Origin of the sequence: Pseudoroseicyclus tamaricis (genome assembly GCF_012070395.1) — a bacterium.
Taxonomy (GTDB): domain Bacteria; phylum Pseudomonadota; class Alphaproteobacteria; order Rhodobacterales; family Rhodobacteraceae; genus Pseudoroseicyclus_A; species Pseudoroseicyclus_A tamaricis.
The window spans coordinates 1,237,103-1,261,523 of record NZ_JAAFYS010000001.1 but is presented as its reverse complement, the minus strand read 5'-3'; the positions used below and the strand labels follow the sequence as shown (position 1 = coordinate 1,261,523).

The following is a 24,421-nucleotide window of genomic DNA, read 5'->3' as shown; positions in this document are numbered from 1 at the left end:
CTCAAGGATCGACCAATGAAGTTTCTGACTACCCTCGCCATCTCCGGCGCCTGCCTGACCCTCGCGGCCTGCTCCGGCACAGGGTCCGGCTCCGGCGAGACCGGGGGCGGGGATGACGGCATTCTCTCCGACGGCCTCTACGAGCTGGAGCTGCCGGCCGACACGTCGGTCTACGGCCCCGCCATCGTGGGGGAAATCGACGCCTGGCAACAGCGCAACGAGACGGGCCAGGCCGCGACGAACCTGCCTGTCAGCGGCACCAGCACCTACCGGGGCGGCTTCGCCGGCTCGCTCGGCAATGACGAAGAGGAGGTGGGGCTGCAGGGCGATGCGACCCTGATGGTGAACTTCGGCAACCAGGACGTCAGCGGCCGCTTCGACGGCATCACCGGCTACGAGGAGAGCGGCGACAGCTTCCCCGTCTCCGGCGGGTTCGAGCTTGAGGGGGCGTTCCGTCACGGCCACCGGATCTCGGGCGATCTCTCTGGCACGATTTCCGACGGCAGCGAGACCGCCGTCATCGACGGCACGCTCGACGCCAAGCTGACCGGCAACGGCGCGTCCGGCGTGCTCGGCACCTTCGAGGGCAGCGCCGGCGATCTCGACCTGTCCGGCATCTTCACCGCCGACAGGTAGGCCCTCCGCCAGGCCGGGCCCGGCCCCGCCGCTCCATAGGGGCGGGGCCGGGGCAGTGGCCGGGCGAAACGCGCACGGAGGCATTTGCTATCGAATAACAGCGGCCCCGACATTGACCGGCAGAGACAGCGGCGCATGTGATCGGCCAGACCTTAATTCCACAGGGAACATCCTCATGCGCCTCACCGCTTACGCGTTCCTCGCCGTGCCGCTCGTCGCGGCGGCCTGCTCCGCCACAGGGGTGGGTACCCCGACGCCTAATAACCCCGTTCCAGTCGACCCCGCCCCAGCCGATCCCAGCCCATATGTCCCCGGGCCGATCTTCGACCTCGAGGCTCCGACTAACTCCGCCAGTTTCTACGGACCAGAGGCCGCGACCGATTTCGAAATATTCAACTACCGCAACGAAGCTCAAGAGGTCGCCACCAGCCTGCCCGCCTACGGCACGGCAAATTACGACGGCAGCTTCGCCTCAATCATCGACAGCAGCGGGGATTACTCCACACTCTTCGGCGACGTCGACTTGGACGTGAATTTTGGCACAAAAGACGTCACGGGTAGCTTCCACAACCTCGGCGCCCGCAAATCCGAACTTGAGTATTTCGACGTCAATGGCGAGCTTTATGTCGCCGGTGACCTGAGCGGCGCCGGCATCGATGCCGACGTGGCGGGTGTTCTAGAATCGGGCGTTGACGTATACTACGTCGATGCCGCCTTGGCCGCCGAACTCACCGAGAATGGCAACAGCATGCTCGGTATCATCGGCGGTTCTTTTTACGACGAGGATGACAACGAGATCCCTCTCGGCGGCGTTATGCACGCCGACTAAACGCCGGATCGGAAAGGCGGCCCCCCGGGGCCGCCTTTTCTTATTCAGATGTGGATCGCCCGCCCGTAGGCCGCCAGCACGCTCTCGTGCATCATCTCGCTGAGCGTAGGGTGCGGGAAGATCGTCTCCATCAGCTCGGCTTCCGTCGTCTCCAGCGTGCGGCCGACGACGTAGCCCTGGATCAGCTCCGTCACCTCGGCACCGACCATGTGCGCGCCCAGAAGCTCGCCGGTCTTCGCGTCGAACACCGTCTTCACCATCCCCTCCGGCTCACCCAGCGCCACGGCCTTGCCGTTGCCGATGAAGGGGAAGCGGCCGACCTTCACCTCGAAGCCCGCCTCCTTCGCCTTTGCCTCGGTCAGCCCGACAGAGGCGATCTGCGGCTGGCAATAGGTGCAGCCGGCGATGGTGCCCGGCTTGATGGCGTGCGGGTGGCCGCCGGCGACCAGCTCGGCCACCATGACGCCCTCGTGGCTGGCCTTGTGGGCGAGCCACGGGGCACCGGCGATGTCGCCGATGGCGTAGATCCCCTCGGCGCCCGTCCGGCACATCTCGTCGACGACGACGTGGCTCCGGTCGATCTTCACCCCGGCCTCCTCCAGCCCCAGCCCCTCGACATTGCCGACGATGCCCACGGCGGAGATGACGGTGTCGAACTCGTGCTGGGTGACCTTGCCGCCCTGCTCGATATGCGCCGTCACCTTGCCGTTGCCGCGGTCGAGCTTCTTGACGCCGGCCTTCTCGAGGATGGTCATGCCCTGCTTGGCGAACTGCTTCTTGGCGAAGGCGGAGATCTCCTCGTCCTCCACCGGCAGGATCCGGTCCATCACCTCGACGACCGTCGTCTCGGCGCCGAGCGTGTTGTAGAAGCTGGCAAATTCGATGCCGATGGCGCCGGAGCCGATGACGAGGAGCTTTTTCGGCATCCGCGGCGGCTTCAGCGCGTGGCGGTAGGTCCAGACGAGATCGCCATCCGCCTCCAGCCCCGGCAGCTCACGGGCGCGGGCGCCGGTGGCGACGACGATGGCCTTGGAGGTCAGCTCCTCCGTCCCGTCCTTGGTCTTGACGGTGACCTTGCCCTTCCCGGCGAGCTTGGCCTCGCCCATGATGGTCGTGACCTTGTTCTTCTTCAGAAGGCCGCGCACACCGCCCTCCATCTGCTTGGCCACGCCGCGCGAGCGCTGGACGACCGCGTCGAGGTCGAAGCCGATGTCGCCGGCTTTCAGGCCGTAGTCCTTGGCCCGCTCCATCAGGTGGAAGACTTCGGAGGAGCGCAGCAGCGCCTTGGTCGGAATGCAGCCCCAGTTGAGGCAGATGCCGCCGAGATGCTCGCGCTCGACGCAGGCCACCTTCAGACCGAGCTGGGCGCCGCGGATGGCGGCGACGTAGCCGCCGGGCCCGGCGCCGATGACGATCATGTCGAATTGCTGGGCGGCCATGCGGCTCTCTCCTCCGGCTCAAAATCGGTTCAACGCTAAACCATCTGCCGGGGCGCGAAAAGGCAACCCCGCCATCCGCCGGGCGCAAGGCTCTCCGCCCCCTGCCTCTCGCTCTCTTGCAAGTCGCTGGGGCAGCGCCCCTCCCCGTCCGCCCCCCTTGCCCGCGCTCGCCGCATCGCGTCCCCAGCGCCGGGCGCGCCGGGGTGGGTGGGCGGGAGGCGGCCCGGCGCTGCGCCGTCAGGCGGCGGGGTGCGCCTCTTCCTCCCTGAGCGCGTTCACCGTGCTCATGTAGCCGCCATTGGCCAGCCAGTCCGCCTCCTCCGGCGAGGAGGTGCGCCCCAGCGCCTCGTTGCGGAAGGGGAAGCGGCCGAAGCGGCGGATCACCTCGCGGTGGGCACAGGCATGCAGCAGGTACTCGGGGTAATCGTCGAGCCGGTCCTTGAAGAGCCGCACGGCGCGGTCCTGGTGGAAGTGGTTCTCCGAATGCTCCAGCGGCATGTAGAAGAAGCAGCGCGCCGGCGCATCGATGCGCAGGTCGTAATCCTGCCCGATGGCCGAGATCGCCGCCTCCAGCGCCAGATGGTCGGAGGCGAAGGCGCGCGACGTGCCGCGGAACATGTTCCGCGGGAACTGGTCGGTCAGGATGATGTAGGCGAGGCAGCCGGAGGGATAGGTCAGCCAGAGGCTGCCGATCCCGTCCATGACGTTGCTCCACAGGCCCTGGAAGCGCTCGGTGATCTCGGCATCCAGCTCGGGGCCGCCGCCGTACCAATCCTTCGGCGAGCATTCGTCGAGCCAGAATTTCAGGACGTCGTCGGGACCGGACATGGCGTCACCTCTGCACAAGCAATCTTCGCTTGGCCCACAGATGTGGCACGCACCCCCTTATGCGTCCAGTCAGGCATCCCCGCCCGGCTTATCTGTTGCCTTTGCGTCATCAAACGCGGGGTCTTTCGGCAGCGGGGAGCCATCTTCGCCCTTTTCCGCGCCACTCTGCGCCTCGGCGGCCTCCGCTTGCGCCTCCTCCTCGGCCTCGATGTAGGCCTCCTGCGCCATCTCGGCGACAAGCGGGCTGGCGTTGGCGAGGACCGGCGCATAGGGCACCTGGTCCGCCACCGTCTCGGCCGAGCGCTCGCGCTGCGTCATCCGGTAAAGGCCGTAGGCCGCCAGAGCGAGCAGCAGCAGCGACATGTAGGCCCAGTAGCCGCCGGGGCCGAACTGCTCCATCACCCAGCCGACGAGGATCGGGCCGAAGACGGCGCCGACGCCGTTCACGAAGAGGAAGCCGCCGGAGGCGGCGGCCATGTCCTCCCGGTCGAGGTAGTCGTTCCCGTAGGCGATGAGCAGCGCGTAGAGCGGGTTGGAGGCGCCGCCGATGGCGGCGGCAGCGATCACCGCGAAGATGAAGCTGCCGGGCAGGATCATGCCGAGCAGGCCCACGATGCCGCCGGCGAGGGCGATGTAGATGATCAGCTTGCGCCGATCCATGCGGTCGGACAGCCAGCCGATCGGGTACTGCAGCGCCAGCGCCGCGATGTAGATCGCCGAGATCATCGTCGAGATCTGCGGCACGGTCATTCCCGCCTGCGCGCCGTAGACGGCCGCCATGCCGAACTGCGCCGCGAAGACGCCGCCGAGCAGGAACATCCCCACCGCCGCAAGCGGCGAGGCGGAGATCAGCCGGGCCAGGGGCAGGGGCTTGGTCTGCGCGAAGGCCGGCACCGTGCCGACGGAGAGCAGGATCGGCGCGAAGGCGAGCGACACCAGCATCGAGGGGATGATGAAGAGCACGTAGCCGCCGATATCGCCGAGCAGCACGATGTACTGCGCCACGACGATCCCGGCGAGCTGCACGATCATGTAGAGCGACAGCGAGGTGCCCCGCGTCTCGTTCGTGGCGCTGTCGTTCAGCCAGCTCTCGCAGGTGATGTAGACGCCGCAGAAGCAGAAGCCGATGACGGCGCGCCCCAGCATCCAGGCCCAGGGCTCCACCAGCGTCGGGTAGAGGATGAGGATGGCGGAGATGGCCGAGCCCAGCGCCGCGAAGACCCGCACGTGCCCGACGTTGCGGATCAGCCGCGGCGCGATGCGGCTGGCGAAGAGGAAGCCGGCGAAATAGCAGGCCATGACGTAGGACATGGTGGAGGTGGAGAACTCCTCCATCGCACCGCGCAGGCCCAGCAGGGTCCCCTGCAGGCCATTGCCGATCATCATCATGAAGAGGCCGATGAAGAGCGGCCAGGAAGAGCGCAGCACGGTGAGCATGGTGGTGGTCCTTTCGTCTCCCCCGTCTCTCGCGGCGCGCCCTAACGCACTTGGCCGGACGCGACCATATCTGTCGCTACGGGACGAGGCACCGGCAACTCCCCGCCCAACCCTTGGGGCGGAAGACAGCCCGGCAGGGCCGGCGCCACGGTCAATCTGGGATCAGCAGCGACGAATCCCCGTAGGAGAAGAAACGGTACCCCTCCTCTATGGCGTGGGCGTAAAGCTCCATCACCCGCTCGCGGCCCATCAGGGCGGAGACCAGCATCATCAGCGTCGATTTGGGCAGATGGAAATTCGTCATCAGCCCGTCGGCGACGCGGAAGCGGTAGCCGGGGCGGATGAAGATATCCGTCTCGCCGTCCCAGACCTTCCCCTCCGCCGCCTCGATCAGCCGCAGCGCCGTGGTGCCGACGGGGATGACCCGCCGCCCCTCGGCCTTGGCCCGGGCGATGGCGGCGGCGGCCTCGGCGCCGACCTCGCCCCACTCGGCATGCATCCGGTGCTCGGAGACGTCGTCGACCTTCACCGGCAGGAAGGTCCCGGCGCCGACATGCAGCGTCACGTGGGTCCGCTCGACCCCCGCCGCCTCCAGCGCCGCCATCAGCGGCGCGTCGAAATGGAGGGAGGCGGTCGGAGCCGCGACGGCGCCGGCGCGGGCGGCCCAGATCGTCTGGTAATCCTGCCGGTCGGCCTCGTCCGCCGGGCGGCGGCTGGCGATGTAGGGCGGCAGCGGCATGGCGCCGGCCTCGGCGAGGGCGGCGTCGAGGTCGCCCTCTGCCTCCAGCCGGATCACGGCCATCTCCCCCTCGCGCCCCTCGAGCCCCGCCGAAAGGCGGGGAGAGAAGACCACCCGCTCGCCCTCGCGCCACTTGCGCAGCGGCTTGACCAGCGCCGTCCAGAGCCCCTCGCCCTTCGGCGCCGCCAGCGTCACCTCGATCCGCGCCTCCGCCTCGCCCCGCCGGCGTGTGCCGGTCAGCCGCGCCGGGATCACCCGGGTGTCGTTGAGCACGAGCAGGTCCCCGGCCCGCAGGATGCCGGGCAGATCGAAGACATGCCGGTCCGCCAGCTGCCCGCCCTCGGCATGCAGCAGCCGGGCGGAGGAGCGGGGGCGCGCCGGGCGGGTCGCGATCAGTTCCTCCGGCAGGTGGAAGTCGAAATCGGAGAGCTTCATTCGGCCTCCGGCGGCGGGCGGCGGAAGATCTCGCGGAACATGCCGGGCGTCAGGACGGAGAGCGGGTTCACCGCCACCGCCGGCTCGCTCACCGGGCCGGCGAGCGTGAAGTTGAAGCCGATCAGCCCCTCGCCCGGCCGCGTCAGCACCGAGCCGATGGAATTGATGAAGTAGAACGGTGACACGACGCCCTGAAAATCCATGATCCTGGAGGCGGTGCTGTAATAGCCGTCCAGAGAGATGCCAAGGCCGGGCCCCACGGCGCTGGCCTGCCGCAGGGTGATCAGCCCCGGATCGAGCCGGAACGCCGCCTCCACCTCGTCGAAGACCAGCCCCTGCCCGCCGAGCTGCTGCAGCGCACCGACGACGGAGACGGCGTCGAGCAGCGCCGCCATCGCCGGCGCGTCCTGCAGGCGGATGTCGGTGACTGTGAGCGAGCCGTCATAGCTGCCCTCGCCCTCGGCCGGCAGCAGCACGAGGTCGAGCGCGCCGCCCACCGCCGTCTCGAAGAGGTCGAGGCTGCGCAGCACCGCCCCGGCATCGGCGGAGCGCAGGCGCACCGCCAGCCCCTCCGCCGTCGGCTCGGTGGCGCCGGCGACCTCCTGCCCGCCGTTGACGAGGGCGGCGAACTGCCCCGAGAGGCCAGCGCCGAAGCTGCCCTGGAAGCCGGTGAGGGCGATCTCGTCCGTCACCTGCAGCCGGTCGAGCGCCACCTCCAGGGGCCCGCTCTCGGCGCCGCTGGCGAACTCGGCGCGGCCGAGGTCCAGCGTGCCGCCGCGCATCTCCACCTGCGCCGGCAGCCCGGCGCCGCGGCCGACGAGATCCACTGGCGCATCCAGCCATCCGCCGACCTGCAGCCGGTCGAAGCGGGCGCGGGCGAGGCCGCCCTCGGCGTTGAGAGAGACGGCTCCCCGCACATCCAGCCCCGGCGCCGTCAGGAGCAGCCCCTCCACCTGCGGTACATCGCCCAGCGTGCCGGAGAGCTCCAGCCGCCCCGCCGTGCCCGCCGGCTTGCGCCAGCCGACCTGCGGGATGGCCACGGTGAGGCCGGCGAGGTCCGACGTCAGCCGGAAGGCCGGCGGCCCACCCGGCGGCAAGGAGACGGCGAGGTCGCCCGCCCCCTCGCCGACGACGGTGCCGGGCGGCAGCGCGATGTCGAACTCGTCGAGCACGGCGGGGTTGATCGTCACGTCAGCCGTCAGCTCTGCCACCGGCCGCGGCGCGCCGCGCGGCACGATGGGGAGCCGCCAGGCGAAGGTGAAGGGCGCGGCGCCGATCCGCGCCGGCCCGCCGATGCGCAGCGCGTCGTTGTCCACCGTCAGGTTGAGGGCGGAGGTGCGCAGCTCCCGCCCGGGGACGAGCTGGTCGCTCACCACCTCGCTCAGCGCCGCCTCGATCTCGTAGGTGACGGAGCCGGGCGGCGGGCGGGTGGTCAGCGGCATGCGGATCACGCCCCAGGCGCGCATCCGCCCGTCGGCCAGCGTCACCGGGCGATTGGCCTTGGTGAGGAACTCGAAGGGCGGCTGGTCGAGCAGCGACAGCCCGGCGGTGATGCTGCCCGCGGCGGCGAGGCGCACCTCGATCGGGCGCGGGTCGATGGAGATGTCGGGCATCGAGAAGCTGGTGCCCGCCATGTCCAGCCGCCCGCCCTGCGGCGGGCTGACGAACCCCTCCTCCAGCAGGACGGTCATCGATCCGCCATCGAAGGTCAGCGCCCCGGCGCCGCCGGTGATGGGCGGGTAGGTGCTGACGGCACGGATCGTCGCCGCCTCGAAGCCCGCCGTCACCTGCATCCGCGGCGGCGCGCCTGGGCGGAGGGCGAGGCCGGCGGCGACATCGGTGAGGGTGCCTTCGGGGATGTTCTCCACCACCCAGCCGCGCAGGGTAGCGGCGGCGTCCGGCGGCCAGAGGGCGCGCGCCTCGGCCATCGTCAGGCGCGGCAGGTGGGCATCGGCCGAGACGCGCCAGCCCTCCGGCGCCACGGCCACCTCCCCCGCCCCCGTGAGGCGCGGGCCGGCGGAGAGGGTCATCCCTGCCTCCGCCACCTCCAGCCGAAAGGGCTCCAGCCCCAGCCGGATCGTCGCATGGGCCTCGTCCAGCTCCAGCGGCGCGGGGAGGAGGCCGGCGAGGTTGAGGCTCGAGTCGGAGAGGCGGAACTGCCCCGTCAGGCCCGAGGGCAAGCCGTCCTCCATCCCTTCCAGCCACGTCTCCCCCTCCGCCTGTACGCGGCCCCAGTCGCTCAGCAGCTCCACCCGCGAGAAGGCCAGCGCCCCGCTGGCGGCATCGAAGGCGAGCGCGGCGCTGGCCGCCTGAAAGGGGATGCCGGGCGCCGCCGGATCGGGGCTGAGCGTGCCGGCCCCAATGGAGAGTTCCGCCGCCAGCGGCCCGAGCGCCCCCGCCTCGGTGACCGAACCGGTGAGCCGGGCAGAGAGCGGCGCGTCGAGCAGGCCGAGCCACGAGAGCGCCGGGCTCTGCGTGGCGATGTCGCGGGCGGCAACGTCGCGCAGGTCAAGCGCGATCTCGGCAGCGGGGCTGCCCCGGGCGCTGCGATACTCCAGCGCCAGCGTGGTGACATAGGCGCGCCCGGAGAGGAGGGCGAGGTCGCCTGTCAGCCGCGTCTGCCCGTCCGCCACCTCCAGCGCCAGCCGCCCGCCATCGACGACCCAGGAGCGGCCGGCGCGGCTGTCTTGGTAGTTGACCACCAGCCCCTCGGCGCGCACCGCCTCCAGCGCCGCCAGCGCCGGGCGGTCGAAGAGCGCGTCGAAGCCGGCGAGGAGGCCGGTGAATCCCTCCGCCTGCCCCACTTCGGCTTCCGTCTCCCCGAAGCTGAGCGCGAGGTCGCCGCTGGCGGCGCGGCGGAGGGAGAGCTCGGCCCCCGTTATCACCACCTCCTGCACCAGCAGCTCCCGCTCCAGCAGCAGGCCGCGGGGGGAGAAGAGCATGTCGATCTGCGGGATCACCGCCACCTCGCGCCCGCCGGCATCGCTGAGCCGGGCGCCGGCGAGGCGGACGCGGGGGTGGAGATCCTCGCCGACGATCAGCGACATCTCCCGGAAGGCGATCTCGCCGCCCTCCAGCGCCGCCTCGGCCCCCGCTTCCACCCTTCGGGCCACCCAGCTCGGCGCCGAGACCTCTTGCCCGATGAGCAGGAGCGGCGACAGCAGCGCGGCCAGCAGCACGGCGCCGACGGCCGCGGGGGCGCCGCGCGTCAGGATCAGCCAGCGGCGGCGCCGTGGCGTGGGCGCGGTGCCCCCCTGCCCGGGCCCCGCCGGCGCCTGCCGCGCCTCGCTGTCTATCGCCATGCCCTCGCCTGTTGACATCCCCCCGGCGAGCCTAGAGCACGTCGGCAGCTGCAGCAAAGCGAGGATGACGATGCCCGAGACGACGCCCGAGCCGCTCGCCCCCGGTGCCGCCCTGCCCGACCTGACGCTGGAGAGCAGCGACGGCGCGCCCGTCCGCCTGTCCGAGCTCAGCCGCGCCGCGCTGATCTTCTACCCCCGCGACGCGACGCCGACCTGCACGAACGAGCTGAAGGCCTTCTCGGAGCTCGCCGACGAGTTCGCCGCCGCCGGCTGCCGTCTTTACGGGATCTCCACCGACAGCCTCGCCAGCCACGCGAAGTTCATCGAGAAGCAGGGCCTGCGCCTGCCGCTCCTCAGCGATCCCGAGGGCGCAGCGGCGGAGGCCTTCGGCGTCTGGGGCGAGAAGGTGAATTTCGGCAAGCGCTACATGGGCATGATCCGCTCGACCTTCCTCGTCGGGGACGACGGGAAGGTCGCCGAAGGCTGGACGGTGAGCCGAATCGCCGGGCACCCCGAGGCGGTTCTGGAGGCGGCGCGCCAGCTCTGAGCGGCGCGCGCTGTGCAAGGGCCTTGTTGCAGGCGCGGGAGCTCCTCCTCGAACCATCGACGCCGGATGCGCGAGAAATTGCCGATACTTGCGGATTCCCGGCGGAAGAGCGCATGAGATTCGCCCTGCGCTTGCACGGCTGGAACACGGCCGGTAACAGCTTTCGTGGGGATGTTGCTAAATCGCGGCACCCCGAGGGGACAGCAAGGGGGATATGACAGCGTGCGATCACGACTGGCACAGGCGATCCATTCCATCATGGAGCGCCGATTCCCCGAACGCAGACTCTTCCTGAAATCCGACTCGGAGACGCGGTTCATCCGCCTCCGCCCGGGCATGCAGCTCGGAATCTGGTCCGGTGCGACGCTGCTCGTCGGCTGGGCGATCATCGCCACCGCCATCCTGCTGATGGATTCCATCGGCGCCGGCAACTTCCGCGCCCAGGCCCAGCGGGACAGGGTGCTCTACGAGGACCGGCTGAACGCCCTCTCCGAAGAGCGCGACATGCGCGCGCAGGAGGCCGTCGCCGCGCAGGAGCGCTTCGCCTCCGCCCTCGACCAGATCTCCACCATGCAGAGCGAGATCCTCAGCCTCGAGGATCGCCGCCGCGAGGCCGAGCGCGGCCTCGACGTGGTGCAGGCGACCCTGCTGCGGGTGATGAACGAGCGCGACGATGCGCTGGCGGAAGTCGACGGCCTGACCGGCGGCCCAGACGGGGCGCCCATCCTCGCCGCCGCCGCCGACGAGATGACGGGCACAGTCGAGATACTCTCCGACGCCCTCGCCCGCACCGCCGAAGAGCGGGACATCATCGCCGCCGACGCCGATTTCGCCCTCTCCCACGCCGCTGAACTTGAGCTGGAGCTGCGGCTGATGGAGGATCGCAACGACGAGATCTTCCGCCAGCTCGAAGAGGCGATGAACGTCTCCGTCGAGCCGCTGGACGACATGTTCCGCGCCGCCGGCATGGACCCCGACGACATGATCACCGCCGTGCGCCGCGGCTATTCCGGCACCGGCGGGCCGCTGACGCCGCTCGCCTTCTCCACCATGAACGAGGCGCCGGATACCTCGACGCTGCGCGCCAACGGCATCCTCTCCTCGCTCGACCGGATCAACCTCTACCGCATCGCCGCCCAGAAGGCGCCGTTCTCGATGCCGGTGCGCGACAGCTTCCGCTACACCTCGCCCTTCGGGCAGCGCTGGGGTCGGATGCACGAGGGCGTCGACATGGCCGGGCCCGTCGGCACGCCCATCTATGCCACCGCCGATGGCGTGGTGACCCATGCCGGCTGGTCCTCCGGCTACGGGCGGCTCATCAAGATCCGCCACGAGTTCGGGATCGAGACGCGCTTCGGGCATCTCAATGCCATTGATGTGCAAGTGGGGCAAAGAGTCTCGCAAGGCGAGCATATCGGTGATATGGGAAATTCTGGAAGGTCGACCGGCCCCCACCTGCACTACGAGGTGCGTGTCGGCGGTGAACCGATCAATCCCATGATCTACATACGAGCTGGCCAAGATGTTTTCTAAAAGCAAGATCAACGAACCCGGGCCGAAGGCTGGCGACGCCCCCACGCAGACCAGCGCGCCCACCCCCGCACCGACAGGAGAGTCTCGCCCAGTGACGCCGAAGCAGAAGCCGCCCGCATCCGTCCTCTCCCCCGATCTGGTGATCGAGGGCAACATCAAGACGACGGGCGACATCCAGATCGAGGGCAACGTCTCGGGCGATATCCGTGCCCACCTGCTCACGATCGGCGAAGGCGCGACGGTCAAGGGCGAGCTTGTCGCCGATGACGTGGTGATCCACGGCCGTATCGTCGGCCGGGTGCGCGGCCTAAAGGTGCGCCTCACCTCCTCCGCCCGCGTCGAGGGGGATATCATCCACAAGACCATCGCCATCGAATCCGGCGCCCATTTCGAGGGCTCGGTGCAACGCCAGGACGATCCGCTCTCCGGCCAGACCGCCAAGTCCCTGCCGAAGCCGAAGACGACGGAAGCGGCCGAGTAAGCCTCTTCCCGGAGCTATCCAGAAGGCCCCGCCCCCCGCGGGGCCTTCTGTGTTTCGGGGGTGCGGGTTGTGGACGACCCGGGGTCGTGACCCGCTGAGCGCTGGTGCTCACGGGCCGGCTGGCTGGCCTCGGGCAACCGAAGACGCCGGCCCGGGCCCCTCAGCGGGAGACGTAGCGGCGGGCGAAGGCGAGGAGGCGGGCGTCGCTGCCCTTCGGGCCGATGAGCTGCAGCCCCATCCGCCGGCCGGGAATCGGCATCGTCACCACTGGCAGGCCGATCAGCGAGGCGGGCACGACGACCTCCATCCAGCGGTGATAGCTGTCCATCCCCTGCCCCGCGATCTCCTTCGGCCAGTCCCACTCCGCCGGGAACGGGAAGCACTGGGCCGTCGGCAGCGCCAGCATGTCATGCGTCTCGAAGAGCCTCACCGCGCGGCGGTACCAGTCCGACCGGATCGCCGAGGCGCGCAGCACCTCGGAGGCGGTCAGGGCGAGGCCGCGCTCGATCTCCCACACCGCCTCCGGCTTGAGCTCCGCACCCTCCTGAGCAAGCAGGGCGCCGAGGCTGCCGGCGACGGCGAAAGAGCGCAGAGTTGTCCAACTCTCCCACAGCGCCTCCGCCGGGAAGGGCGCGGCGACGGAGACGACGCTGGCGCCGGCATCCGTGAGGCGGGCGAGCTGGTATTCGCAGGCGCGCAGCACGCCCTCCTCCATCGGCAGGGCGCTGTCCCAGTCTCCCAGCCAGCCGATCCTGTCCCCCACCGGCGACTCGCCCGGCAGCGAGCGGTAGTAGCCGCCGCCCACCGGCTGGTGCCGGTCGGGCCCCGCGATGACGGAGAGCATCAGCTCCACGTCCGCCGGCGTGCGCCCCATGGGCCCGAGGGTGGAGAGCTGGTGGAGGAAGAGGTCCCCCTCCGGCTCGCCCGGCACCAGCCCCCAGCTCGGCCGGAGGGACCAGATGCCGCACCAGCCGGCGGGGTTGCGCAGGCTGCCCATCATGTCCGACCCGTCGGCGAGCGGCACCATGCCCGTCGCCAGCGCCGCCGCGGCCCCGCCGGAGGAGCCGCCGGCGGAGAGGGACGGCTCGCCCGGGTTGCGGGTGACGCCGAAGACCGGGTTGTAGCTGTGCGAGCCGAGGCCGAACTCCGGCACGTTGCTCTTGCCGATGACGATGGCACCGGCGGCGCGCAGACGCGCGACGTGCAGGTCGTCATGCTCGGCCATCTGGCCGGCGAACATCGGAGAGCCCATGGAGGTGGGGAAGTCGGCGGCGTTGGCGAGATCCTTCACCGCCAGCGGCAGGCCATGGAGCGGCCCGCGCGGCTCGGCATCGTCCGCCGCACGCGCCTCGGCCATCAGCACCTCCGGCTCGGCGAGGGAGACGAGGGCGTTCAGCCCCGGGTTCCGCTCGGCGATGACGGCTAGATGCGCCTCCATCACCTCGGCGACGGAGACCTCGCGGCGCGAGAGCATGGTGGAGAGCTCGGTGGCGGAGCGGCGGGTGAGATCGCTCATGGCCGGCCCCCCTCAGCGGCTCGGCAGAACACATCGGTCAGGCATGGCCGGTCGGAGCGGGCGGGACGGCATGAGCACATACAAACTCACCATCTATGAGCTGGACAGCGCCGCCCCGCGATCGGAGCATGGCGCCAATGTCGAGGATATCATCGCCCGGAACCCGAGCGGATACCAATGGGACTGGGGCTGCTGGTCGGGGCTGACCCTCTCCATCCGGGGGGAGGCGCTGCCTATTCAGGCAGAGGTCGACGATCCCGATGCAGGAGTGGCCGGCGCGCAGCTCAATGACGACCACTTCTGCCAGGTGCTGAGGGCGCCGGAGCAAACCAGCCCCACGGTGATCGAGATCGTGTACGAGGCGACCTTGGCCAACCCCGCGAGCCCCTAGAGGCGGACGCCCGGCGCGCCGGGTGAGGGCGGAGGGGGGCGCTGCCCCCCGCCTGCGGCCCCCCCCCCGGGAGTATTTGAAAAAGGGCGAGAGCCTCAGTCGGCGCCGGCTTCGGCGCGGGACTTGCCGGTGAGCTGCTGGGCGAGCGTGGCGGCCATGAAGCCGTCGAGGTCGCCGTCGAGCACGCCGGAGGTGTCGGAGGTCTCGTGGTTGGTCCGCAGGTCCTTCACCATCTGGTAGGGCTGCAGGACGTAGGAGCGGATCTGGTTGCCCCAGCCGGCGGAGCCCTTGGCCTCGTGCGCGGCATTGATGTCGGCCGTGCGGCGGTCGAGCTCCATCTGGTAGAGCCGGGCCTTGAGGGCGTTCATCGCGATCTCGCGGTTCTGGTGCTGCGACTTCATCGAGGAGGTCGTGACGATCCCCGTCGGCATGTGGGTGATCCGCACCGCCGAGTCGGTCGTGTTCACGTGCTGGCCGCCGGCGCCGGAGGAGCGGAAGGTGTCCACCCGGATGTCGGAGGGGTTCACGTCGATGTCGATGTTCTCGTCCACCACCGGGTAGACCCAGACGGAGGCGAAGGATGTCTCCCGGGTGCCCTTGCCGAAGGGCGAGATGCGGACGAGCCGGTGGACGCCGCTCTCGGACTTCAGCCAGCCATAGGCGTTCTTGCCCGAGATCTTGTAGGCGACGGATTTGATGCCGGCTTCGGCGCCGGCCTCCTCCGACTGCATCTCCACCTCGTAGCCATGCGCCTCGGCCCAGCGGACATACATCCGCTGCAGCATCTGCGCCCAGTCGCAGGCCTCGGTGCCGCCGGCGCCGGCGTTGATCTCCAGGAAGGTGTCGTTGCCGTCGGCCTCACCGTCGAGCAGGGCCTCCAGCTCCTTCTGGGCGGCGCGGTCTGCGACGGCGGCCAGGGCCGTCTCCGCCTCTGCCACGACCTCGGCATCGTCCTCCATCTCGCCCATCTCGATGAGCTCGCGGTTCATGTCGAGATCGCCCTTGAGGCTTTCGTAGGCGCCGATCTGGTCGACCAGCATCTGCCGGTCGCGCATGAGCTTCTGGGCGCCGGCGGGATCGTCCCAGAGGGTCGGATCCTCCACGCGAGCGTTGAACTCCTCCAGCCTGTGCTTGGCCGTCTCCCAGCCGATCCGCTTGGCATAGAGGTCGAGCGACTTCTCGATCGCCTCGATATGATCTCGCGTCTCTGCGCGCATGGGGCACCTGTCTGGTTGGTCCGGGCCTGATACCGCCCACGGCGCAAGGCGGCAAGCGCCGGGCCGGGCGAGCCGGCCCGGCAGGGGCGGAGAGCGGGCTAGTAGAGGCCGCCGGAGGAGAGGGCGCCGTAGGAGGGCTTCGGCCCCACCGTCGCCGTCTCACCCGTGGAGGTGGTCACGTTCCGCGAGCTGGCACGCACCTCGTCCACCAGCGGCAGGTCGGCCGCCATGGCGAAGCCGCCGTCGAAGGTGATGCCGAAGAGCGGCTCCTCGCCGGCGCGGAAGCACTCGGCCACGACGTTCGGGCCCGAGGCGCTGCTCGGCAGGCGGGCGCCGGTGAAGCGGTCGATCTTGATGAACTGGCAATCGGCGGGGACGTTGAAGGGCCCGCCACCGTAGGACTGGATCGCCTCGGCCATGAACTCCTGGAACACCGGCGCACAGACGCCGCCGCCGGAGCCGCCGGGGATGGAACGGGGCGTGTCGTAGCCGATGTAGCAGCCCGCCGCGATGTTGGAGGAGAAGCCGACGAACCACACGTCCTTGGCGTCGTTGGTGGTGCCGGTCTTGCCGGCGATCGGCACCGGCAGGTTGATGGCGCGCGCCGCGGTGCCGCGCTGCACCACGCCCTCCATCATCGAGGTGAGCTGGTATGCCGTCACCGCGTTCATGATCCGGTCGCGGTTGGAGCGGATGTGCGGCGCCTCGCCGGGCGGCAGGCTCTCCAGCGAGCAATCGTCGCAGGAGCGCGGGTCGTGCCGGTAGATCGTGTTGCCGAAGCGGTCCTGCACGCGGTCGACCAGCGTCGGCTCCACCCGCTCGCCGCCATTGGCGAACATCGCGTAGGCGGCGACGATGCGGAACAGCGTCGTCTCGTCGGCTCCGAGGGCGGAGGAGAGGACCTGCTGCAGGTTGTCGTAGACGCCGAAGCGCTCGGCATATTCGGCGACCGTGTCCATGCCGATTTCCTGCGCGAGGCGCACGGTCATCAGGTTCCGCGACTGCTCGATGCCGGTCCGCAGCGGCGTGGGGCCGTAGAACTGGTTGGAAGCGTTCTGCGGGCGCCAGATCTCGCCACCCGAGGTGATCTCGATGGGGGCGTCGACGATGATCGTCGCCGGCGTGTAGCCGGAATCGAGTGCGGCGGCATAGACGAAGGGTTTGAAGGCCGAGCCGGGCTGCCGGTAGGCCTGCGTCGCCCGGTTGAAGACGGAGTGCTGGTAGGAGAAGCCGCCCTGGATGGCGAGCACCCGGCCGGTGTTCACGTCCATCGCCATGAAGGCGCCCTCGATCTCCGGCACTTGGCGGAGCGTCCAGCGGATGAAGGAGCCGTCGGAATCGGTGATCATCCGGCGGACCATGACGACGTCGCCGACCTCGAAATTGTCGAAGAAATCGCCGCGCAGCCAGGAGATGTCGTCACGCGGCACCACCTGCGGCTCCCCGCCCTCAAGCGGCACGCCCTCGATCCCGACGAAGAGGGACTGGTCGGCGATGTCGAGGACGACGGCCGGCAGCCACTCGCTCTCGAGAGCGATGTCGCGCGGCACGTCGGCGGAGGCCAGCGCGGCGCGCCATGCCTCCTCGTCGGCCAGCGCCTCGGCCGGCAGGGTCACGCCGGTGCCGCGCCAGACACCCTGCCCGCGGTCGAACTCCTCCAGCGCGCGCTGGAGCGCCTGGGCGGCGACGGCCTGAAGCTCCGGGTCGATGGTGGCGCGGACGGAGAGGCCGCCGGTGAAGAACTCCTCCTCCGAGTAGCGGGCGGAGAGCTGGCGGCGGATCTCGTCGGTGAAGTAGTCGCGCGGCGGCAGCGAGCGGCGGAAGGGCTCGATATCGCCGGACTGCACGGTGCGGAGCGGCTCGGGGCGGGCCTCCGACAGCTGGTCCTGCGTGATGTAGCCGTCCTCCGCCATCCGCCCCAGCACGTAGTTGCGCCGGGCGATGGCGTCGTCATGGTCGCGCACCGGGTGCAGCGTGCCGGGCCGCTGTGCGAGCGCCGCGAGGTAGGCGGCCTCAGCTGGCGTCAGGTCGGAGAGCGGCTTGTTGTAATAGGTCTGCGCGGCGGCGGCGACGCCGAAGGAGTTCTGCCCGAGGAAGATCTCGTTGAGGTAGAGCTCGAGGATATGCTCCTTGTCGAGCGCCCGCTCGATGCGGGTGGCGAGGATCAGTTCCTTGATCTTCCGCTCCGCCGTGCGCGAGCCGTCGAGGAGGAAGTTCTTCATCACCTGCTGGGTGATGGTGGAGGCGCCGCGGATGTCGCGCCCCCGGCTCTCGATCGCATCGACGAAGGCGGCGGCCATGCCGCGGACGTCATAGCCCGGGTGGGTGTAGAAGTTCTGATCCTCCGCCGAGACGAAGGCGTGCTTGACCGTATCGGGGATCTCCTCGGCGGGCACGAAGATGCGCCGCTCGGTGGCGAATTCGTCGATGATCCGCCCCTCGGCCGAGTAGACGCGGGAGATGGTCGCTGGCGTGTACTGGGCCAGCACCTCGATGCTCGGCAGGTCGCGCCCGTAGGCATAGAAGATGCCACCAAGGCCGAGACCGGCCATGATGGCGCCCAGGGTCAGCAACGAGAAGATGCCGCCGAAGAACGAAAAGATGAATCTGAACATGACCTGCCGGGATATCCTCGGCGCCATATAGGCGGTTGGGAAGGCCGGGTCAAAAGCACGATTGCGACAGGCGGTGGGAAATCGCCGGCGGATTGGCGGGGTGGCGGGCGGTGGAGGGGGGCTGTCTGCCCCCCGCTGCCGTTGGCAGCCCCCCCGAGGATTTTCGGGACCAAAGACCGGGGGGCGGTGGCTGGCGTTCGGCGCCTCGGCCGGCGGGGGCTTACTGGCGCAGGAGCGGGGCGCGGGCCTCTTCCGTCGCGGCCCAGCGGCGCAGGGCGGAGGTGATGCCGGCGATGATCTTCGCGCGGCCTTCGGCGCTCGTCAGCTCCGCCCGGTCGCGGGCGGAGGAGAGGAAGCCCACCTCCAGCAGCACGGCCGGGAAATCCGCCGCCGTGAGAACGGCCAGCAGAGCCTGGCGCTGCGGGTTGGTGCGCAGGCGGGCGCCCTCCTCGCGCAGGGCGGTCAGGAGGGCATCGGCGAGGCGCAGGCCGGAGGGGCCGGTCTCCGTGCGGGCCAGCTCCATCAGTATGGTGGCGATGGAATCGTCCTGCCCCGACAGGTCGAGCCCGCCGAGGATGTCGCCCCGCTCATGGCGCTCGGCCATGCGGGAGGAGGCCTCGTTCTCCGCCGAGGCGGAGAGGGTGTAGATCGAGGCGCCCGAGGTGACCTCGTCATCCTCCAGCGCGTCGGCATGGAGCGAGATCATCACGTCCGCCCCCGCCGCGCGGGCGATGGAGATGCGGTCCTGCAGGGGGACGAAGACATCCTCCGTTCGGGTGAGCACGGCGCGCATCCCGGCGCGGGTGAGCGCCTCCGACAGCTCCAGCGCCAGCGTGAGCATGACGTCGGCCTCGTCGAGGCCGGCCCGCTGGGCGCCGGGGTCGAGGCCGCCATGGCCGGGGTCGATCACCACCGTCAGCGGGGCGGCCTCCTCCGGCGCGGCGGGCGCCAGCGCGGCGGTGGCCGGGTCCGGCCAGCCGGGGCTGGCGGGGGCGCCGGCGACGGCGGTGGCGCTCTGCGCAGAAGCGGCGACGAGGGAGACGCGGAGGGTCGCGGTGCCCGCCGCCTCGTCGACGTCCAGCCCGGCGGTGGCGATGCGCATGGGGGCGCCCAGCTCCAGCACCAGCCGGGAGAGGCCCGGCTGGACGGGGCCGAAGCGCACGCCCTCCGCGTTGTCGGCATTGAGCAGGCCGGCGCGGGTGGCGCCGCGGAAATCCAGCTCGCGGAAATCGAGGACGAGGCGCCACGGCTCCGCCAGCGTGTAGGCACGGTAGGGAACGGTCTGCGACAGGTGCAGCTCCACCCCCAGCCCGTCGCCGTCGTCGCGGATCTGGCTCTGCGCCACGTCGAGCCGGGCGAGGGCCGAGAAGTCCTGCGCCGGGGCGGCGGCCGCGAGGAGGATGAGGAGCGCCGCGAGGAGCGCCCTCATGCCGCCGCCCGCCTTGCGAAGAAGGCGGAGAGGCGGGCCAGCCCCTCCTCGATATCCGCCGTGGCGCGGGCGTAGGAGAAGCGCATCCAGCGGTGCCCCTCCTCGGGGTCGAAATCGAGCCCCGGCGTCACCGCCACGCCGGCCTCGGCGAGGATCTCCCCGGCGAAGGCGAGGGAATCGCCGGTGAAGGCCGAGACATCGGCATAGATGTAGAAGGCCCCGTCGGGCGGCGCGATGCGGCCGAGGCCCATCGCCGCCAGCACCTCCACCATCATCGCCCGGTTCGCCTCGTAGACGGCCGCGTTCGCCTCCAGCTCCTCCGGGCAGTCGAAGGCGTGGAGGGCGAGTCGCTGCGCGGCGTGCGAGGGGCAGATGAACATGTTCTGCGCCAGCCGCTCGACGAGGCGGACGTGGTCCGGGGGCACGACCATCCAGCCGACCCGCCAGCCGGTCATCGAGAAGTACTTGGAGAAGGAGTTGATGACGTGCACCTCGTCCGTCACCTCCAGCGCCGAGACCGGGGCATTGCCGATGCCGTGGTAGATCTCGTCGGAAATCAGCGCGATGCCTCGCGCCTCGCAGGCCGCCGCCATCTCCGCCAGCCGGTCACGGTCCAGCATGGCGCCGGTCGGGTTGTTGGGGCTGGCGAGGAGCAGGCCGTTCAGGCCCAGCCCCTCCAGCTCCGCCGGGACGGGCTGCATGCCGTTCTGCAGCCGGGTGCGGATGTGCACCGGCTCCAGCGACAGGGCCCTCAGGATCTGCCGGTAGGAGGGGTAGCAAGGCAGCCCGAGGCCGACGCGGGCGCCGGCATCGAAGAGCGCGGTGAAGGAGAGCAGGAAGGCGCCGGAGGCGCCGGCGGTGACGATGACGCGCGCCGGGTCGAGATCGACCCCGTACCACTCGCCGTAATGGCGCGCGATGCGGGCGCGCAGCGCCGGGATGCCGAGCGCCACGGAATAGCCGAGCGGATCGCCCGCCATCTCCTCCCCGAGGCGCGCCAAAGCGCCCGAGGGGGCGCCGGTGCCGGGCTGGCCGACCTCCATGTGGATGATGTGGCGCCCGGCGTCCTCTGCCGCGCGCGCCTGCTCCATCACGTCCATCACGATGAACGGATCGACCGCGCCCCGCCTTGAAACCTGCATTCGCCCGCCCCTATTGTCGCGCCAGTTCTGCCAAGGGCGGGGGTGCCCCGTCAACGCACCCGCCGAAAGAGGATTTCCCGATGCGCCGCCTTCACGCCCTTCTGATCGCGGGGACGACCGCCCTCGCCTCCCCCCTCGCCGCGCAAGGCCTGACCGACATGACGGACGAGGAGCGCAGCGTCTTCCGTGAGGAGGTCCGCTCTTATCTGCTGGACAACCCGGAGGTGCTGATGGAGGCGATCGGCGTCCTCGAGCAGCGCGAGGCAGAGATGGCGGCGATGGCCGACCAGCAGCTCGCGGCGGCGAACGCGGATTCGCTCTTCAGCGACGGCCATTCCTGGGTGGGGGGCAACCCGGAGGGTGACATCACTCTGGTGGAGTTCATGGATTACCGCTGCGGCTATTGCCGGCAGGCCTTCGCCGAGGTGGAGCAGCTGGTGGAGACCGACGGCAACATCCGCTTCATCCTGAAGGAGTTCCCCATCCTTGGGGAGCAGTCGCTGCTGGCCTCGCAATTCGCCGTGGCGGTGAAGCAGCTGCACGGCGACGACCTCTACAAGGAGGTGCATGACGCGCTGATGGTCATGCGCAGCGACGTGACGCCGGATTCGCTGGCCCAGCTGGCGCAGACCTTGGGGCTGGAGCCGGGCCCGGTGCTCGACCACATGCTCTCCGAAGAGGTGGAGACCGAGATCCAGGCGAACCACGACCTCGCCAGCCGCCTGCGCATCAACGGGACGCCGACTTTCGTGATCGAGGACGAGATGCTGCGCGGCTACGTACCGCTGGCCTCGATGCAGGGCGTAGTGGCGGATCTGCGCGAAGAGGGGTGAGGGGGCGCGCCGGGGATACCGGTTGGGCTAGGCCTAGGCCTCATCGGCGGGCGCCGGGCCTGAAGCCCGGCGTGCCGCCTTCGCCCCCGTAGGGCGGGCTTCAGCCCGCCATTTTTCTTCACCGCCATTTCCGCTCGCGTCCCAATCCACTCGCCTGCCGCTCTTCTCCCTGCGCGGAATCAAGACCGCAGGCCGCCGCGCGAGCGCCGGCCCGTCCCCGCGGGCTGGCGCTCTGGCTGAGCTTGGTGCCTCGCTCGGAGCGAGGAGGGGCTTGGCTGGCATAAAGCGCGCCGGAGGCCCCGTTGCAGCGCCACCCCACGGGCCGGCGTGAGAGCGGTGCGCCAGGGGCGACGTCTTCCAGATCAGGGAACGCCGGGCCAAGCGCGGACCGCGGCGACGGCTTGCACACCCGCCCCACGGGGGCACGGCCAACCGCCCTGCGCTACTCCGCCGCTTCCTTCTGGGCGGCGAGCTGGGCGGCCTTCTTTTCGACCTGCTCGACGATGTGGTCGATCATCTGGTCGTTGCTCATCCGGTGGCTCTGCTTGCCGGCGAGGTAGACCATGCCGTTGCCCGAGCCGCCGCCCGTGAAGCCGACATCCGTCATCAGCGCCTCGCCCGGCCCGTTCACCACGCAGCCGATGATGCTCAGGCTCATCGGCTCCTTGATATGGGCCAGCCGGTCCTCGAGGACCTCCACCGTCTTGATCACGTCGAACCCCTGCCGCGCGCAGCTGGGGCAGGAGATGATGTTGACGCCGCGGTGCCTCAGCCCCAGCGACTTCAGGATCTCGTAGCCCACACGCACTTCCTCCACCGGATCGGCGGAGAGAGAGACGCGCACCGTGTCGCCGATGCCCATCCAGAGGAGGTTGCCGAGGCCGATGGCGCTCTTGATCGTGCCGGACATGAGCCCGCCCGCCTCGGTGATGCCGAGGTGAATGGGGGCCTCCGTCGCCTCGGCCAGTGCCTGGTAGGCGGCGGCGGCGAGGAAGACGTCCGACGCCTTCACCGAGATCTTGAACTCGAGGAAGTCGTTGTCCTCGAGGATCTTGATGTGATCGAGACCGCTCTCGACCATCGCCTCCGGGCAGGGCTCACCGTACTTCTCAAGCAGGTCCCGCTCGAGGCTGCCGGCGTTCACGCCGATGCGCATGGAGCAGCCGTGATCCTTGGCGGCGCGGATGACCTCCTTCACCCGGCGGTCATCGCCGATGTTCCCGGGGTTGATGCGCAGGCAGGCGGCGCCGGCCTCGGCGCTCTCGATGGCGCGCTTGTAGTGGAAGTGGATGTCCGCGACGATCGGCACCGGGCTCTCGCGCACGATCTCCTTCAGCGCGCGAGACGAATCCTCGTCGGGCACCGAGACGCGCACGATGTCGGCCCCGGCCTCCGCCGCCGCCTGGATCTGGGCGATGGTGCCGGGCACGTCGGTCGTCAGCGTGTTGGTCATCGTCTGGACGGAGATCGGCGCGTCGCCGCCCACGGGGACATTGCCCACGTGGATCAGGCGCGATTTGCGACGCTCGATATTGCGCCAGGGGCGAACTGGATTGTGGCTCATGAGTCACCATCTGGGGCGTCCCGGCCGGCCGGCAAGGGGCGCATGGGTGGGTCGCGCCGCCTAGTCGCTCAGCGGGGCCTCGGCGACGCGGACATATTCGGCGAGATCGGCATCGTCGGCAAGGTCGGCGGCGGCATATTCCTCAGTCAGCGCCTCGGCGGCGAGGACGATGCCATCCGTCACCGCGCCGCGCGGACCGGCGGGCCCGTAGTGCTGGCCGTTGACGGCGAAGTAGAGCGCGCCGGACTCGCCGATGCGCACCGTCGCAGGCTCTTCCGTCTGCGGCAGCTCGTAGGTCTGCCCGGCATCGAGGATTCCCTCGAAGATCACCGTGCCGGAGGCGGCGCGCACGCGCAACCATGCCGGGCGGACGGCGACGAGCATCACCTCGGGCGCTTCGCCCTCCGTCACCTGCACGGCGCGGGGGGCCGGCAGCTCCGCCCCGGCATCGGCGAGCGCGGCGGTGCCAAGCTCCCCGGAGCCAACGTCACCCGGCGCCACCTGCGGCGCCGTGACGCCGCCGAGCGAGGCGGCCAGCATCTCCGCCTGACGGTCGCGGCGCGGATCGCCGGACCCGCCCGGCGCGAGCGCGCCGATGGAATCGGGGTCGAGCGAGGCGATCGGGCCGTCGCGGCGGGTGAGCACCGGCACGTCGAGAGCCTGCGGGCGATAGAGCCGCTCCAGCGCCTCGGCCGAGGGCAGCGTCATGGAGGCGAGCTCGTCGCCCTCCCCTACCGTCTGGGCGCCGCGGGTGGCGCCGGCGAGCGGATCGACATCGGAGAGCACCACCGGCGGCTGCTCCACCGGGGCGAACTGCACCTTCTGCACCTCCTGCAGGAGGGACCAGCCGCCGTAGCCGAGTCCCGCGATGAGCACCCCGAGCACGGCCAGAGAGCCGATGGCCCGCGGCTCGATGCCCGAGAACATGCGCTCACCGGCCGGGATGAAGGGCGTCGTTGAGGAGGCGAAGATGTCGCGCCCCACGCCGGAGGCGGCCATCCGCTCCTCCCGCGTCGGTTTCACGGAGGAGGCCGACTCCGACATGCCGTGGGCGGTGACGAAACCGCTCTCCCGGCAGAAGGTATCGAACGCCCAGTCCGGGTCCATGTTGAGATAGCGCGCGTAGGAGCGCACGTAGCCGGCGATGAAGCCGGGTGTGTCGAATGCGGTGGGATCGCAATTCTCGATCGCGGCGATGTAGGCAGCCTTGATGCGCAGCTCTCGCTGCACGTCGAGAAGGCTCTTGCCCATTGTCGCGCGTTCGCCACGCATCAGGTCGCCGAGCCGAAGCTCGAAAGCATCGAAGCCCTTGGCTTCGTCCTCCTGGGCGTCCTTGTCCCGCCTGAAGCCGCGACCAATCATGAGCGCGAGCCGCCTTTCTGCCTGCCAGTCATCCCCCGGGCGCGCTCGAATCAAACGTCGCCGCCTGCCTGCGCCTAACATACACCAGCAAGAGTCGCACCCGCAGAAAAGAATTGAGAATTGGTTCGGCGCAAAGCCGCGCACAG

19 protein-coding genes are annotated in these 24,421 nt (G+C 70.1%); 7 read left to right on the top strand and 12 right to left on the bottom strand.

The features are described 5' to 3' along the window. Positions 1 to 15 precede the first annotated feature (15 nt). Positions 16 to 636 (top strand): hypothetical protein, encoded by a 621-nt coding sequence (locus GY170_RS05695; RefSeq protein ID WP_163890800.1) that lies wholly within the window; start codon positions 16 to 18, stop codon positions 634 to 636. Between the two features lie 175 nt (positions 637 to 811). Next, complete coding sequence (locus tag GY170_RS05690; protein ID WP_163890799.1) at positions 812 to 1,465, top strand: HupA family protein; 654 nt, start codon at positions 812 to 814, stop codon at positions 1,463 to 1,465. A 44-nt stretch (positions 1,466 to 1,509) separates the two neighbouring features. Here the strand turns inward: GY170_RS05690 and lpdA are convergent, their stop codons facing one another. From lpdA to GY170_RS05665, 5 genes are all read right to left on the bottom strand, one after another. Further along, the gene (gene lpdA, locus GY170_RS05685; protein WP_163890798.1) at positions 1,510 to 2,904 is read right to left on the bottom strand and encodes a dihydrolipoyl dehydrogenase; all 1,395 of its coding nucleotides are present in this window, start codon (positions 2,902 to 2,904) and stop codon (positions 1,510 to 1,512) included. 237 nt (positions 2,905 to 3,141) lie between these two features. Further along, positions 3,142 to 3,732, bottom strand: coding sequence for a DUF924 family protein (locus GY170_RS05680; RefSeq protein ID WP_163890796.1), 591 nt, complete (start codon positions 3,730 to 3,732; stop codon positions 3,142 to 3,144). Positions 3,733 to 3,801: 69 nt separating this feature from the next. After that, entirely contained in the window at positions 3,802 to 5,169 is a 1,368-nt protein-coding gene (locus GY170_RS05675) for an MFS transporter (protein ID WP_163890794.1), read from the bottom strand. Between the two features lie 151 nt (positions 5,170 to 5,320). Beyond that, entirely contained in the window at positions 5,321 to 6,343 is a 1,023-nt protein-coding gene (gene queA / locus GY170_RS05670; protein WP_163890792.1) for a tRNA preQ1(34) S-adenosylmethionine ribosyltransferase-isomerase QueA, read from the bottom strand. Further along, positions 6,340 to 9,645, bottom strand: coding sequence for a DUF3971 domain-containing protein (locus GY170_RS05665; RefSeq protein ID WP_163890790.1), 3,306 nt, complete (start codon positions 9,643 to 9,645; stop codon positions 6,340 to 6,342). The genes queA and GY170_RS05665 overlap by 4 nt, the downstream gene beginning before the upstream one ends. Before the next feature lie 70 nt (positions 9,646 to 9,715). Here GY170_RS05665 and GY170_RS05660 point away from each other — a divergent pair, with 70 nt between their 5' ends. The 3 genes from GY170_RS05660 (at position 9,716) to GY170_RS05650 (ending at position 12,206) form a co-directional block, all read left to right on the top strand. After that, a complete protein-coding gene (locus GY170_RS05660; RefSeq protein WP_163890788.1) occupies positions 9,716 to 10,192 on the top strand; it encodes a peroxiredoxin in 477 nt (158 codons plus the stop codon). A 222-nt stretch (positions 10,193 to 10,414) separates the two neighbouring features. Beyond that, complete coding sequence (locus GY170_RS05655; protein ID WP_235937798.1) at positions 10,415 to 11,725, top strand: M23 family metallopeptidase; 1,311 nt, start codon at positions 10,415 to 10,417, stop codon at positions 11,723 to 11,725. Continuing rightward, positions 11,715 to 12,206 carry a bactofilin family protein gene (locus tag GY170_RS05650; RefSeq protein ID WP_163890786.1) on the top strand — a complete coding sequence of 164 codons (492 nt, stop codon included), beginning with the start codon at positions 11,715 to 11,717 and terminating at the stop codon, positions 12,204 to 12,206. The genes GY170_RS05655 and GY170_RS05650 overlap by 11 nt, the downstream gene beginning before the upstream one ends. Positions 12,207 to 12,366: 160 nt before the next feature. Here the strand turns inward: GY170_RS05650 and GY170_RS05645 are convergent, their stop codons facing one another. Beyond that, on the bottom strand, positions 12,367 to 13,722 hold the full coding sequence (locus GY170_RS05645) for an amidase (RefSeq protein WP_163890784.1): 1,356 nt from the start codon (positions 13,720 to 13,722) through the stop codon (positions 12,367 to 12,369). Between the two features lie 70 nt (positions 13,723 to 13,792). On the opposite strand from GY170_RS05645, the gene GY170_RS05640 reads away from it, so the two are divergent. Then, complete coding sequence (locus tag GY170_RS05640) at positions 13,793 to 14,113, top strand: hypothetical protein (RefSeq protein ID WP_163890783.1); 321 nt, start codon at positions 13,793 to 13,795, stop codon at positions 14,111 to 14,113. A 95-nt stretch (positions 14,114 to 14,208) separates the two neighbouring features. Here the strand turns inward: GY170_RS05640 and prfB are convergent, their stop codons facing one another. From prfB to GY170_RS05620, 4 genes are all read right to left on the bottom strand, one after another. Continuing rightward, positions 14,209 to 15,330 (bottom strand): peptide chain release factor 2, encoded by a 1,122-nt coding sequence (prfB, locus tag GY170_RS05635; RefSeq protein ID WP_163890781.1) that lies wholly within the window; start codon positions 15,328 to 15,330, stop codon positions 14,209 to 14,211. Positions 15,331 to 15,428: 98 nt separating this feature from the next. Further along, positions 15,429 to 17,945 carry a penicillin-binding protein 1A gene (locus GY170_RS05630; protein ID WP_163890779.1) on the bottom strand — a complete coding sequence of 839 codons (2,517 nt, stop codon included), beginning with the start codon at positions 17,943 to 17,945 and terminating at the stop codon, positions 15,429 to 15,431. Positions 17,946 to 18,165: 220 nt separating this feature from the next. Then, positions 18,166 to 19,374, bottom strand: a complete 1,209-nt coding sequence (locus GY170_RS05625) for an N-acetylmuramoyl-L-alanine amidase (RefSeq protein WP_163890777.1) — start codon at positions 19,372 to 19,374, stop codon at positions 18,166 to 18,168. Beyond that, positions 19,371 to 20,516, bottom strand: a complete 1,146-nt coding sequence (locus GY170_RS05620) for a pyridoxal phosphate-dependent aminotransferase (RefSeq protein ID WP_163890775.1) — start codon at positions 20,514 to 20,516, stop codon at positions 19,371 to 19,373. The genes GY170_RS05625 and GY170_RS05620 overlap by 4 nt, the downstream gene beginning before the upstream one ends. Before the next feature lie 80 nt (positions 20,517 to 20,596). On the opposite strand from GY170_RS05620, the gene GY170_RS05615 reads away from it, so the two are divergent. Next, the gene (locus GY170_RS05615; protein WP_163890773.1) at positions 20,597 to 21,349 is read left to right on the top strand and encodes a DsbA family protein; all 753 of its coding nucleotides are present in this window, start codon (positions 20,597 to 20,599) and stop codon (positions 21,347 to 21,349) included. A 442-nt stretch (positions 21,350 to 21,791) separates the two neighbouring features. Here GY170_RS05615 and ispG read toward each other — a convergent pair whose 3' ends face one another. After that, positions 21,792 to 22,913 (bottom strand): flavodoxin-dependent (E)-4-hydroxy-3-methylbut-2-enyl-diphosphate synthase, encoded by a 1,122-nt coding sequence (ispG, locus tag GY170_RS05610; protein ID WP_163890771.1) that lies wholly within the window; start codon positions 22,911 to 22,913, stop codon positions 21,792 to 21,794. A 60-nt stretch (positions 22,914 to 22,973) separates the two neighbouring features. Continuing rightward, positions 22,974 to 24,275, bottom strand: coding sequence for a helix-turn-helix domain-containing protein (locus GY170_RS05605; protein WP_163890769.1), 1,302 nt, complete (start codon positions 24,273 to 24,275; stop codon positions 22,974 to 22,976). Positions 24,276 to 24,421: the final 146 nt, after the last annotated feature.

Bases quoted from the DNA above. Each gene is read 5' to 3' on its own strand.
- GY170_RS05695 (WP_163890800.1), top strand. From the start codon at position 16: ATGAAGTTTCTGACTACCCTCGCCATCTCCGGCGCCTGCCTGACCCTC.
- GY170_RS05690 (WP_163890799.1), top strand. From the start codon at position 812: ATGCGCCTCACCGCTTACGCGTTCCTCGCCGTGCCGCTCGTCGCGGCG.
- lpdA (WP_163890798.1), bottom strand. From the start codon at position 2,904: ATGGCCGCCCAGCAATTCGACATGATCGTCATCGGCGCCGGGCCCGGC.
- GY170_RS05680 (WP_163890796.1), bottom strand. From the start codon at position 3,732: ATGTCCGGTCCCGACGACGTCCTGAAATTCTGGCTCGACGAATGCTCG.
- GY170_RS05675 (WP_163890794.1), bottom strand. From the start codon at position 5,169: ATGCTCACCGTGCTGCGCTCTTCCTGGCCGCTCTTCATCGGCCTCTTC.
- queA (WP_163890792.1), bottom strand. From the start codon at position 6,343: ATGAAGCTCTCCGATTTCGACTTCCACCTGCCGGAGGAACTGATCGCG.
- GY170_RS05665 (WP_163890790.1), bottom strand. From the start codon at position 9,645: ATGGCGATAGACAGCGAGGCGCGGCAGGCGCCGGCGGGGCCCGGGCAG.
- GY170_RS05660 (WP_163890788.1), top strand. From the start codon at position 9,716: ATGCCCGAGACGACGCCCGAGCCGCTCGCCCCCGGTGCCGCCCTGCCC.
- GY170_RS05650 (WP_163890786.1), top strand. From the start codon at position 11,715: ATGTTTTCTAAAAGCAAGATCAACGAACCCGGGCCGAAGGCTGGCGAC.
- GY170_RS05645 (WP_163890784.1), bottom strand. From the start codon at position 13,722: ATGAGCGATCTCACCCGCCGCTCCGCCACCGAGCTCTCCACCATGCTC.
- GY170_RS05640 (WP_163890783.1), top strand. From the start codon at position 13,793: ATGAGCACATACAAACTCACCATCTATGAGCTGGACAGCGCCGCCCCG.
- prfB (WP_163890781.1), bottom strand. From the start codon at position 15,330: ATGCGCGCAGAGACGCGAGATCATATCGAGGCGATCGAGAAGTCGCTC.
- GY170_RS05630 (WP_163890779.1), bottom strand. From the start codon at position 17,945: ATGTTCAGATTCATCTTTTCGTTCTTCGGCGGCATCTTCTCGTTGCTG.
- GY170_RS05625 (WP_163890777.1), bottom strand. From the start codon at position 19,374: ATGAGGGCGCTCCTCGCGGCGCTCCTCATCCTCCTCGCGGCCGCCGCC.
- GY170_RS05620 (WP_163890775.1), bottom strand. From the start codon at position 20,516: ATGCAGGTTTCAAGGCGGGGCGCGGTCGATCCGTTCATCGTGATGGAC.
- GY170_RS05615 (WP_163890773.1), top strand. From the start codon at position 20,597: ATGCGCCGCCTTCACGCCCTTCTGATCGCGGGGACGACCGCCCTCGCC.
- ispG (WP_163890771.1), bottom strand. From the start codon at position 22,913: ATGAGCCACAATCCAGTTCGCCCCTGGCGCAATATCGAGCGTCGCAAA.
- GY170_RS05605 (WP_163890769.1), bottom strand. From the start codon at position 24,275: ATGATTGGTCGCGGCTTCAGGCGGGACAAGGACGCCCAGGAGGACGAA.